The organism is Archangium violaceum Cb vi76, from assembly GCF_000733295.1.
In the GTDB taxonomy this organism is placed as follows: domain Bacteria; phylum Myxococcota; class Myxococcia; order Myxococcales; family Myxococcaceae; genus Archangium; species Archangium violaceum.
This window is the reverse complement of record NZ_JPMI01000288.1, coordinates 1-11,152: the sequence shown is the minus strand read 5'-3', so window position 1 is coordinate 11,152 and position 11,152 is coordinate 1. Positions and strand designations below refer to the sequence as shown.

Sequence of the window (11,152 nt, the reverse complement as noted above, 5' to 3'; positions counted from 1 at the left end):
GAACGTCACCCTGGCCTGCGCCGACACCGGCTCCAGCGGGTGCGAGGCCACGTACTACACGCTCGACGGCAGCACCCGACCACGGGCTCCACGCGATACACCAGCGCCATCGCCCTCTCCGCCGACACCACTCTGAAGTTCTTCTCCGTGGACAAGGCCGGTAACGAGGAGATGGCTCGGACCGAGACGTACGTCATCGATCTCGACACGACGGCGCCCACCACCACCGCCACCCCGGTGGGCAGCATCTACTTCACCGCCGAGGAGACCATCTCCCTGAGCTGCACCGATGGCAGCGGCATCGGGTGCGAGTACACGTACTACACGCTCGACGGCAGCACGCCGACCCGGAGCTCGACGCACTACACCGGCCCCTTCACCCTCTCCGGCTACGTCGTGCTGAAGTTCTTCTCCGTGGACAAGGCCGACAACGCGGAGGCCCCGAATACCGAGGTCTACACCATCTCCACTCCGGCCAATACCTCGGCGCAGATCGCCACCGTCCGCGCCCGGGGGAACGGGACCCTCAACGATCCCATCGACGGGGCGCTCGTCACCTATACGAAGCCGGTCACCGGGAGCACCAGCTCCGATCCCGCGGGCTTCTTCCTCCAGTCGGAGAAGAACGGTCCGGCGATCTTCGTCGCGGTCGATCCCACGACCGTCGGCAGCGGCCTCACGGTCGGCGACCGCCTGAGACTCCGCGCCACCGAGACGAAGACCCTGTCGAGCGGGGTGAGCTACATCTCCAAGTTCGGAAGCTGGATCATCTACAGGACGAGGGAGTCGGTGGAGCCCCTCGTCAACGAGGTGAGCAACGTCGATCTCGTGACCAACCTGGACGATTACGAGAGCGAGCTCATCTCTGTCACTGGCACCGTGGCCGGCCCCTTCGGCTCGGCGGGCTCGGGCAACGTCTCGGCGAACTTCGTGACCCTGGGTAACCCCGCCAACGATGGCAACCTCAAGCTGCGCCTGACCACCGCGGTGGCGGACGCGTACGAGCTGACGCCGGACTGCGTCGTCACCACGCAGGCGCCGCTGTGGCGGTTCAGCGACCAGGCCCAACCCTCCGCCTGGGCCACCAGCGATCTCACCGTGCTGTCGTGCCCCGGCCCCCGGGTGACGAGTGCCACGGCGACCAGCCCCACGAGCGTGACGGTGAACTTCGACCGGACCCTCGATCCGGCCAGCGTGCTCGCCAACGGCAGCCAGTTCACCTTCGACAACGGACTGGTGGCCTCGGCCGCTACCGTGTCGGACCGCCAGGTGCAACTCACCACCGGTACGCAGGTGCCGGGCAGCACCTACACGGTGACGGTGGCCTCGAGCGTGAAGGACACCCGGGACAGCGGCGTCGAGCCGACGGGCAACAGCACCACCTTCAACGGTTTCATCACGCCCGCCGAGCTGATGCTCACCGAGGTCGCCCCCGGCATCAACGGCGGTAAGGACCTGGTGGAACTGCTCGTGGTGAAGGGAGGCTCCGTGGACAAGTTCACCCTGACGCAGGGCGCGAGCCTCGTCCTGGCCTCCTTCCCGAATATCCTGGTGACCACGGGTGACGTCATCGTCGTCCACCTCAGGCCCACCACGGCGCCCGCCGACGCGCCTGCCTCCGAGACCACCAGCAAGAGCGAGTTCCCCGCGAGTTCCTACGGCGCCAACTACGACAACGCCTGGGACTTCATCGGGAACGGCAACGAGATTGGCTACTCACGGCGCGTGCTGCGCGTGCGCGACGCCACGGGTGCCACTCAGGATGGCGCGTCCTTCTACCGGGGTGGCGGAACGCCTCCCGCTGACTTCCTGGACCAGTTGCAGGCACTCCAGGGCGAGGGGCAGTGGTTGCCGAACACCTGTGGCCCCCCTTGCGATGATACCGCCGCCAAGGCTGTGTCCGTCGACTGGACTGGGGCGTCGACCGATAGGACCACCACGGTCCGCCGCGTCAGCGGCACGGACAACAACCTGGCCAGCGACTGGGCCGTGGGTGCCTCCTCGTTCGGGTCGCACACTCCGTAGTCCGTAGCATCCGCGTGGGAGGGGCCGGACAGTCCGGCTCCTCCCGCGTCCCCGGGGAAGACCCTCACCCCGGCCCGCTCCCAGAGGGAGAGGGAGCAGGCCGCTGATAGGGTGCGGGGGCATGACACTCTCGGTCCTCCCCGTCTCCCCTGCGGAGCACACGCTCCTGCGCAACCTGTACCCGCTATACCTGCATGACTTGAGCGAGTTCGGCGGCGGATACTCGCTGGATGCCGAGGGCCTCTGGCAACCCGACTACCTGCCCTACTGGCTGTCTGGGAAGGAGGGCTGTCACCCGATGCTCTTCCGGCTCGATGGCCGGCCCATGGGCTTCGCCATGGTGGGGCAGGCGCCCTTCCCGTTCATGACTCCCGGGCGCGACTTCCATCTGAGCGAATTCTTCGTGCTCCGCGGTGCGCGCCGGCACGGCGTGGGACGTAGGGCCGCATTCGCGCTCTTCGACTGGTTCCCCGGCACGTGGGAGCTGTCGCAGCTCCCCTCCAACCAGGGTGCCACCGCCTTCTGGCGGCGCGTGATTGGCGAGTACATGGGTGGGGCGTTCGAGGACACCACCCTCGATGGAAACCCGGCGCAGGTGTTCGACAGCCGCAAGCGGGCACGGGTTTCACCCTGACCCCCAGGCGTCTTCGGCATCGAAGTGGTCTAGACCCCCGCTCTGTAGGGAGGCGTGTTGCTGATGTCCGAGACTCTCCAGAAGATGGAGACGTATTACGCAGGTGCCTACTGGGGTCCGAGGAAGGACTCTCCTGCGGAGTGCGCCAGACGCATGGAAGTCATGCTCGCCTCCCTGTCGAAGAGCGACCCTTCTTTCACCCGCTGGTTCAAGCCAGCCAGGACCCTCAAGGAGTCGCTCAAGCGACCCCTGGAGCCGAACCGTGCCGCGCTCCAGCAATGGATTCAGGGCGGAGTGGCACGCTCGGATGGAGGCCTGGTCATGGAGGACCTTGGCTACTCCGTCATGGCGTGGAACGGCGAGCGCGACGAGTACGACGATAGCGATTTCCAGGTGGCATGCGGTGGCGACTCCCCATGGGTGAACAACGCCTGTGTGTTCAAGCTGCCGAGCAGCGGTCCAAATGCCGAGCGGATATTGACCACGTCCGTGCTCGCCGCCCTCGTGCGAAACATGGCGATGGCCTGGGAGCCCGACTGGGCCGTGGCCATGTCCCACATGCATCGCGACGTCGTGAAGCCGCACCAGGCGGAGCGGAGTCCCTACGTCGCATGGGTGACCTATCTCTCACGACATCGGGGCACGGTACCGCCCCTGCCCACTCCTGTACGCATCGAGCCCGTCGAGGACAAGGGCACACTCATCGTCCTCACGCCCGAGCGCTTCACGGCGGCGAACCCCGCGCACGTCGAGCTCGCGCAGCGCGTGCGCGCCCTGCTGGACGGAGCCGGCCTCCTGCAACCTGTCATGTCCTGAGACGGTGACTCAGCGCCTCGGCTGGCGCCTCGCGGCGATTCCGTTCGCCAGTGCCACCTGCTGCTTCCAATGCCCGTAGAGACGGCCCTGGGAGGCCAGCCGGTCCAGCTCCTTGCGCGTCTCCTCGTCCACCGAGCCCGGCGGTGCATCCCGGTACGGCGTCCCCGGCAGCGGCATGAACGTGTGCCCGTGCACCTTCGCCCCCAGCTCCGACAACCGCCGCATCAGCTCCAGCGTCGCCCTCACGTCCTCCGGCGCCTCTCCCGGCAACCCGAGGATGAAGTCCACGTTCGGCACGAAGCCCATCTCCACCGCCAGGCTCGCCGCCCTCACCACCGTCTCCACGTCGTGCCCCCGGCGGCTCGCCTGGAGAATCCGCTCGCTCCCCGACTGGCCTCCGATGATGAGGTTGTCGTTGTGCACGTAGCGCTTGAGCAGCGCCAGCGACTCCGGCGTCACGTGCTCCGGCCTCACCTCCGAGGGGAACGTCCCGTAGAACACCCGCCCCCCGGGGCTCATCGCCTCGCGCACCGCCGCCAGCATCCGCTCCACCGCCTCCAGGTTCATCGACTCGTCCGCCGTGCCGTAGGACATGGACGTCGGCGTGATGAAGCGCACGTCCCGCTTCCCCGCCTCCCTCAACACCCGCGTCCACCGCGCGATGTTCTCCACGCTCCGGTGCCGGAAACGCGCCTTGTTCAGGAACGGCGTCTGGCAGAACCGGCACGCGTAGATGCAGCCCCGCGTAATCTCGATGGCCCCGAACATCCCGTGCCTCGCCGCGAACGGCGGGTACGTGTCCAGCACCACGCCCTCCCCTCGCCCCTGCGACACCACCTTCCCGTCCACCAGCCTCGACATTCCCCGCGTCTGCCTCGGGTCCTCACCCCGCACCAGCCGGCCGAGCAGCTCCAGCAGCACGGGCTCGCCCTCGCCCACCCCCACCAGGTCGAAGCCTCCCCGCAGCGTCTGCTCCGTCTCCGCCGTGGCGTGCACCCCCCCCGCGATGCACAGCACCTCGCGGCCCTCCAGCCGCTCCCGCAGCCACGCCAGCTCCTCCACCGCCCCGGGGAAGCTCGCCGAGTAGAACGACCACGCCACCACCACCCGGTAGCCCGCGTCGTGGCACTCGCGCACCGCGGCCAGCAGCGACTCCCTGTCTCTCGGGAAGCGCAGGGCCACGTCCTGCCCCACCGCATCCGCCTCCACCGCCCCCGCCAGCACGGTGAGCGCGTACTTGCCCGGGTACTGGTAGCTCAGCACCAGCGCGACCTTGTTCTTCGACGCCATCTCCCCTGAAAACCAACATGGCCCCCCCTTGTCAAATGGGCCGTCCGCCCGTCCCTGGGACGTCCGGCCAGACCAGCCGCGTCGCTACGTGCCGACGCTCTCCACGGCCAGCCGCAGCTCGCGGAACAGCCGTGCCAGGTCCCCGGGCCGGTAGTGCGCATTCAACCCGCTCGGGTTGGGGAGCACCCAGACACGCGTGCCGCCCAGCGTCCACGGCTGGGCCCCCAGCGAGGCCCGGGGGTGTCCGAAGGCCGTGCGCCAGGCGCCAATTCCCAACACCGCCACGCACCGGGGACGGTAACGCCGCACCTTCGCCTCCAGCTGCCTCCCGCCCGCGGCGAGCTCCTCCGCCGTCAGCACGTCCGCGGACACGGTGGCCCGCTCCACCACGTTGGTGATGCCATGACCGAGCGTGAGCAACGCCTCCTGCTCGGAGGGCGCCAGCAGCCGGTCCGTGAAGCCCGAGGCATGCAGCGCCGGCCAGAAGCGGTTGCCCGGCCGCGCGAAGTGGTGGCCCACCACGGCCGAGTACACGCTGGGGTTGATGCCACAGAAGAGGACCTTCAGCCCGGGCGCGATGAGGTCCGGCATGTGGCGCCCCACCGCGGCGAGCAGCTCGTCCTTCGTGGGCCTGCGAGGTGACTTCAGGCGTTCCTCCCGTGAGGTGAACCTATACCGTCTCCCCCGCCCGGGCATCCCCTTCGAATGGTGCACCGGTGGACGGGAGCCCTCCCCCCAGGCCCCCTCCCCTGCCCGGCGGGCGGCTACAGTCTTTGAACCATGCGCTCCCTCGATATGACGCACGGGCCCATCGCCTCCGTGTTGGTCGCCGATGAGCTCGCCTCGCCCCAGAGCGACACCCTGGACGTCGTGGTCCGCCTGCGGGACGGCCGGCGCTTCGGCCTCACCCTCTTCACGCTCGAGCACCTGCGGCGCCAGCTCGGCACGGCGCTCTGCTTCGTCACCCCCCGGATGCTCCTCGTGAAGGACTTCTCCGACGAGGCCGTCCTCGACGCGGTGCGCGCGGCCCAGAGCCAGGACTTCGAGCGGCTCGGCGTGCTGCAGCCGCCCATCAACCAGTAGTCACGCGCCCTTCGCGAGCGCCGCGAGCTGCTCCCACACCGCGCGCACGTGGCGCTCCTCGGTGCGCGGGGCGCCGATGGCCATGCGCAGCACGTAACGCGCCGGCGCGCCGTCCACCCCGGGCAGCACCGTGTGGGTGAGGAAGGCCTTGCCGCTCGCGTTCAGCCGCTCCAGCAACTGGCGGTTGCGCGCGTCCGTGGCCGCGGGCTCCTCGCCGGGCGCCGGCCGCAACCGGAAGCACACCAGGGCCAGCGAGCGCGGCGTGGCCAGCTCGAAGCGCTCGTCCGCCTGGACCCAGGAGGCGAACCGCTCGGCCTGGCGCACGTGCTCGCGGATGTAGGCCCGCAGCCCCCGGGCTCCGTAGTGGCGCAGCACGAACCACAGCTTCAGCGCCCGGAAGCGGCGGCCGAGCGGAACCTGCCAGTCCCGGTAGTCGATGACCGCGCCGCTCGCGGTGGCCGCGTTGCGCAGGTACTCGGGCATGACGCTCAGCGCTTCCAGCAGGGCCTTGCGCTCGCGCGTGTAGAAGGCGTTGCAGTCGAAGTTGGTGAGCAGCCACTTGTGCGGGTTGAAGGCGAAGGAGTCCACGGCCTCCAGGCCCTCCAGCATTCCCCGGTGCTCGGGGCAGACGAGCGCCGAGCCCGCCCACGCCGCGTCCACGTGCAGCCAGCCGCCCGCCGCGGTGACACCCGTGCGCTCCAGCACATGGGCGATGGCGCGCACCGGATCCATGGCCCCCGAGGAGGTGGTGCCCAGCGACGCGCACACGAAGAAGGGCTGGCGGCCGGCGGCCAGGTCCTCGCGGATGGCCCGCTCCAGCTCCTCCGGGCGCAGGGCGTACGCACCGTCCGTGCCGAGCTGGCGCAGGTGCACGTCGTCCGACACACCGCGCACCACGCCGCACAACATGGCCGCCTTCAACACGGACGAGTGCGCCTGCGTGGAGGTATAGGCCACCAGCTCCGCCTCGCGGCCGAGCCCGCGCCGCACCCGCTCGCGCGCGGCGACCATGGCCACCAGGGTGGCCTCGCTGGCGGTGCCCTGGATGACGCCGCCGCCCGTGCCCGAGTCCGAACGGAAGGAGGCCGGCAACCCCGTCAGCTCGGCCAGCCAGTCGAGCACACGCGTCTCCATCTCGGTGGCGGCGGGGCTGGTGGACCAGAGCATGCCCTGCACACCCAGGCCCGCGGACAGCAGCTCGCCGAGCACCGCCGGCCCCGAGGCGTTGGCGGGGAAGTAGGCGAAGAAGGACGGTGACTGCCAGTGGGTGAGCCCGGGCAGCACGACGTCCTCGAGGTCCTTGAAGATGGCCTCCCAGCCCGCGTCTCCGCCGAGCCCCTCCTCGGGCGGGTGCGCGGGGAGCTTCGCCATGACGTCGCCCGGAGCCACCGCCGCGCGTACCGGGAAGGACTCCAGCCGGGACCAGTAGTCGGCGATCCAATCCACCATCCGGTGGCCCAGCCTCCGGAACTCCTCGGGGCTCAGGTGGGGCACCGCCCCTTCACGCGCGTCGCTCATCTCGGTTCTCCTCTCGGGGTGGCCTCTCATATGACGGCCCTTCGGGCACGGGTAGCGCCGAGTGGCAACACGCCCAACACCCCTCTCCCCTCGGGAGAGGGACGGGGTGAGGGTGCCCGAGCCCGTTCTCCTGACCCGCGGGACCCAACGGCGTCCCCGAACGGAAGACAGTGCGAGGGACAACCTGATTACATCCGAAACCCTCACCCCGTCCCTCTCCCGGAGGGCGAGGGGATATGGCCGCGGATCAGCGCAGGATGCCAGCGGCACACCTTCGCGGACCTGCTCAGCGGCGCCGGGTGCGATGCAACAGACCTCCGAGCCCCAATAGCGCCATCACCCACAGGGGCCCACTCGTGCTCGAGCAACCCACGTGCAGTGGCACCCCCTCGAGCGTCGGAGGGATGGCCCCCGTATCCGGCAGCGGAGAGCTGGGCTCGATGGGCGGCGTTTCCCCTTCCGGCGGCGTGCCCGCGTCCGGCGGCGTGCCCGCGTCCGGCGTGGGCTGGGACACCGGCGGCAGCACGTCCTCCAGCCGCGTCCCCTGCGTGAAACCGTCGTGGTACACGACGCCCACCGGCAGCACGGTGTCGCTGCGGTACAGGCCCAGCTTCAGGTAGATGCCATCGCCCGGGTACATCGTCGCGTGCGCGTACCGCGACAGCACGCGCTGGCCGTTGTGCCACAGCTCGATGAAGCCCACGGAGGGCTCCGACGACCACTTCACGTGGAGGATGAAGTCCTGCCACTGCCCGCGCACCAGCGCCGTCTTCCACGGCGTCACGCTGTTCGTGAGCGTCAGCCGGAGCTCCTCGCCGTACACGAAGAACTCCACCGGCGGCGAGCCGCAGCACCCGGTGTGGTGCCACTGGGTGAAGACCTGCCACGTCTTCGCGCTCGGGTAGTCCCGCGGGAACAGCACCTGCCAGCGGTAGTAGTACTCCGAGCCCTCCTTCTCGTCACCCAGGTACACGAGCTCGTTGCGGTTGCCGCTCGAGTCGATGGGGTCATCCCCCTGCCTCACCGTGGCCTCGAGCGCGTAGCGCCCCTGGAACACCGGCGATTGCACCACCTGGAGCCGATCCGCGCTCACCTGCTGGGCACGCGTGTACTGGGAACTGTTGCCCGTCTCGAAGTCCCCCCGCCACACGACGTCGGCCCGCGCCGGCCCCGGCATCAGGATGGCGAGCAGTGAAACCAGCAGTGCTCTCAAGGCGCCCTCGCTCATGTTCGACACCCAACGGCAAGGGCCACGCTCCCACGTTCCTCCTTTATTTCAACCGGCTGTTATTTCTTTTGCCTTGACAGCTCCACGGGCAAGCAATGGAGCGATTGCCCCTCGGAGACGGCCATTCCCAGAGATGGATGGGATTAGCCAGACCGGACAGCCAGGCAGGCAGGCCCCGCATGCGACGCGCCGCGTCGAAGCGGCGGGGCAGACGAGCGGCTGACGGAGTACCCGGGTGGTGTAAGGTGCCCCCCTTCTGCGGTCTCCCCGTGCGAGGGGAGCTCCGGGTGCTCCCATGCTCGTCCTGCGCGATGTCCAGAAGACCGACCTGCCCGGCCTGAAGCGGCTCGCCGCGGTGCTCAACACCGTCAACCTGCCCAACAACGAGGAGACGCTCGCGGCCATCATCGACAAGTCCGTGAAGAGCTTCGCGGGCAAGGTGAAGAATCCCTTCGAGCGCGAGTACCTCTTCGTCCTGGAGGACGTGCGCAACGAGCTCATCATCGGCACGTCGATGATCATCGCGCAGCACGGCACCTACGAGGCACCGCACACCTACTACGACGTCTCCGAGCGCGAGCACTACTCGGCCACCATCGGCCGGCACTTCCGGCACAAGGTGCTGTCCATCGGCTACAACTACGAGGGCCCCACGGAGATCGGCGGCCTGGTGGTGGACCCGCCCTACCGCGCCACCCCGGACAAGCCCGGCAAGCAGCTGTCCTACGTGCGCTTCCTCTTCATGGCCATGCACAAGCGGATCTTCCGCCCCAAGGTGCTCGCCGAGCTGCTGCCGCCGCTGCTGCCCGATGGACGCAGCCTCTTGTGGGAGGCGTGCGGCAAGAAGTTCACCGGCCTCACCTACCACGAGGCGGATCGCCTCAGCCGGCAGAACAAGGAGTTCATCAAGGAGCTCTTCCCCAACTCGGACATCTACGCGTCGCTCTTCCCCGAGCGCGTGCAGAAGGTGCTCGGCGAGGTGGGCCCCAACACCAAGGGCGTGCAGCGGATGCTGGAGCGCGTGGGCTTCCGCTACGTGGAGCGAATCGATCCGTTCGACGGCGGCCCGCACTTCGAGGCCAACCTGTCGGACATCACCCTGGTGCGCCGCTACCGCTCGGTGAAGCTGGCGCCAGAGGATTTCGACATGGAGGGCGACGACGTGCTCGTGGCCTACGAGCGCGAGTCGGGGCGCAACCGCTTCCGCTCCGTGCGCACCACGGCGCGGCTGGACGACAAGAACGCCTACCTGCCGGCGAAGGCCAAGGAGCTGCTGGAGGTTCCGGCGGGCGCGAAGTTGTCCGTGATTCCCTTCGACTGACGGGGTTCGCCCGTCACTCGCTGGCGGGCTGGGGCTCGGGCCGTTCGATGAGGCCCGCCCTGTCGAGCAGCTCGCGGATGCGCGCGGTGAACGCCACGTGCTCGGGGTTGCTGGCCGTCATGGGCTCGGGCGAGAGCACCAGCAGCCAGCCCAGCTTTCCCACCGGCTCGATGCGCACCGGCGCGGGCAGCGGCGGCAGCTTTCCCAGGCGGCGCGACAGGTATGTCAGCCAGCCCACCCGGACCTCGAATCCATCCTTCTCCATGAGCCTTACCATTTCAGTTGAGCTGGCCATGGCGAAGTCAGGGTCCCACGCCGTGGACATACTCGTGAGCACCTCGGCCAGCACGGGAGAGCGCACCAATCGATCCCAAACCGCGCTCTTCCCGATGGGACTGAGCAGGCACGTATTGGGCCCTCCCCACGGTGAGTATTTGCCACATGAAAAGCTGATCATGATGGCCTCCTTCTTGGCGTTCCACGCCATCTGGCGGAAGCCCAGATCATCAATGACCTTCCTGCCAACATCAGTACGGGGCCTGCCCTTGAGGAAGAAGGTCTCCAACTCCTTCATCTCCGGACGGACGGGCCAGCCCGGCAGCTCACGCGGGAAGCCACGACCCGCCCGGTACCACTGGGTGAACGCCGGGTCACACCGCGCCAGCATGTGGAAGAAGAGCTCCGCGCGCCGCGCACACTCCAGCGCCGTCTCCTGGCGCGGTCCCCAATACGCCCCGACGTAGTAGTCCTCTTGCATGCGTGCGCCTTTCTACTGCACGGGCCTCGTGTAGTGGACGGTGATGTTCTTCCAGCCATCTCTCTCGAAGATCTTGCGAAGAAACTCCGCCACCCGGGCATCGGCGACATGCCAGCTCACCGGCAGTCCAAGCTGTTGGGCCATCTTCGACTGATTCTCGGCTTGTTCCATCAGCTGCTTGAACCCGCCAGACGCCACGTACCACGGCTTGGGCGAGCCATCCGCCTCGAAGAAGGAGCAGTAGCCGGGGCCCTTGGCCTCCAGCAATTCCCCCAGCTTGATGCCGTCGAACTCCAGGTCGCCAATCATGTACACCCACCAGGCGGGCCGCCCCGTCACCTGCTCCTGGTAGTCCTGGGAGCGCTTGGACTCGTTGGTGGGCTTCTTGTACGTCCACCTGCCAGGGCCCCTCGCCGGAGCCGTCTGGGACGCCTTCCCCGCCTTTCCGCTCGCACCACCTGTGTTGCGGCCCCGGCCCTT

11 protein-coding genes are annotated in these 11,152 nt (G+C 68.6%); 5 read left to right on the top strand and 6 right to left on the bottom strand.

Annotation, left to right across the window (positions count from 1 at the left end; all coding sequences use genetic code 11):
* The 3 genes from Q664_RS39140 to Q664_RS54215 form a co-directional block, all read left to right on the top strand.
* The coding region (locus Q664_RS39140) for a chitobiase/beta-hexosaminidase C-terminal domain-containing protein (RefSeq protein ID WP_200883830.1) at nucleotides 1-2,025 on the top strand (2,025 nt) is incomplete at its 5' end.
* A gap of 121 nt (nucleotides 2,026-2,146) precedes the next feature.
* On the top strand, nucleotides 2,147-2,659 hold the full coding sequence (locus Q664_RS39135; protein ID WP_043408188.1) for a GNAT family N-acetyltransferase: 513 nt from the start codon (nucleotides 2,147-2,149) through the stop codon (nucleotides 2,657-2,659).
* Between the two features lie 63 nt (nucleotides 2,660-2,722).
* Nucleotides 2,723-3,475, top strand: coding sequence for an immunity 52 family protein (locus Q664_RS54215; RefSeq protein WP_200883829.1), 753 nt, complete (start codon nucleotides 2,723-2,725; stop codon nucleotides 3,473-3,475).
* A 9-nt stretch (nucleotides 3,476-3,484) separates the two neighbouring features.
* Here Q664_RS54215 and Q664_RS39125 read toward each other — a convergent pair whose 3' ends face one another.
* A complete protein-coding gene (locus Q664_RS39125) occupies nucleotides 3,485-4,765 on the bottom strand; it encodes a TIGR04013 family B12-binding domain/radical SAM domain-containing protein (RefSeq protein WP_043408185.1) in 1,281 nt (426 codons plus the stop codon).
* Nucleotides 4,766-4,849: 84 nt separating this feature from the next.
* Nucleotides 4,850-5,356 (bottom strand): G/U mismatch-specific DNA glycosylase, encoded by a 507-nt coding sequence (gene mug, locus Q664_RS39120; RefSeq protein ID WP_043408183.1) that lies wholly within the window; start codon nucleotides 5,354-5,356, stop codon nucleotides 4,850-4,852.
* Between the two features lie 189 nt (nucleotides 5,357-5,545).
* On the opposite strand from mug, the gene Q664_RS39115 reads away from it, so the two are divergent.
* A complete protein-coding gene (locus Q664_RS39115) occupies nucleotides 5,546-5,848 on the top strand; it encodes a hypothetical protein (RefSeq protein ID WP_043408180.1) in 303 nt (100 codons plus the stop codon).
* Here Q664_RS39115 and Q664_RS39110 read toward each other — a convergent pair whose 3' ends face one another.
* On the bottom strand, nucleotides 5,849-7,366 hold the full coding sequence (locus Q664_RS39110; protein ID WP_043408177.1) for a pyridoxal-dependent decarboxylase: 1,518 nt from the start codon (nucleotides 7,364-7,366) through the stop codon (nucleotides 5,849-5,851).
* A gap of 286 nt (nucleotides 7,367-7,652) precedes the next feature.
* On the bottom strand, nucleotides 7,653-8,594 hold the full coding sequence (locus Q664_RS39105) for a polysaccharide lyase family 20 protein (RefSeq protein ID WP_052519205.1): 942 nt from the start codon (nucleotides 8,592-8,594) through the stop codon (nucleotides 7,653-7,655).
* A gap of 295 nt (nucleotides 8,595-8,889) precedes the next feature.
* Between Q664_RS39105 and Q664_RS39100 the strand changes: the two genes are divergently transcribed.
* Nucleotides 8,890-9,915: an arginine N-succinyltransferase gene (locus Q664_RS39100; protein ID WP_043408172.1), complete on the top strand. Its 1,026-nt coding sequence runs from the start codon at nucleotides 8,890-8,892 to the stop codon at nucleotides 9,913-9,915.
* A 13-nt stretch (nucleotides 9,916-9,928) separates the two neighbouring features.
* Here Q664_RS39100 and Q664_RS39095 read toward each other — a convergent pair whose 3' ends face one another.
* Complete coding sequence (locus tag Q664_RS39095) at nucleotides 9,929-10,672, bottom strand: Imm52 family immunity protein (RefSeq protein ID WP_043408169.1); 744 nt, start codon at nucleotides 10,670-10,672, stop codon at nucleotides 9,929-9,931.
* 12 nt (nucleotides 10,673-10,684) lie between these two features.
* Nucleotides 10,685-11,152: Tox-REase-5 domain-containing protein (locus Q664_RS39090; RefSeq protein WP_043408167.1), on the bottom strand; the 468-nt coding region annotated here is incomplete at its 5' end.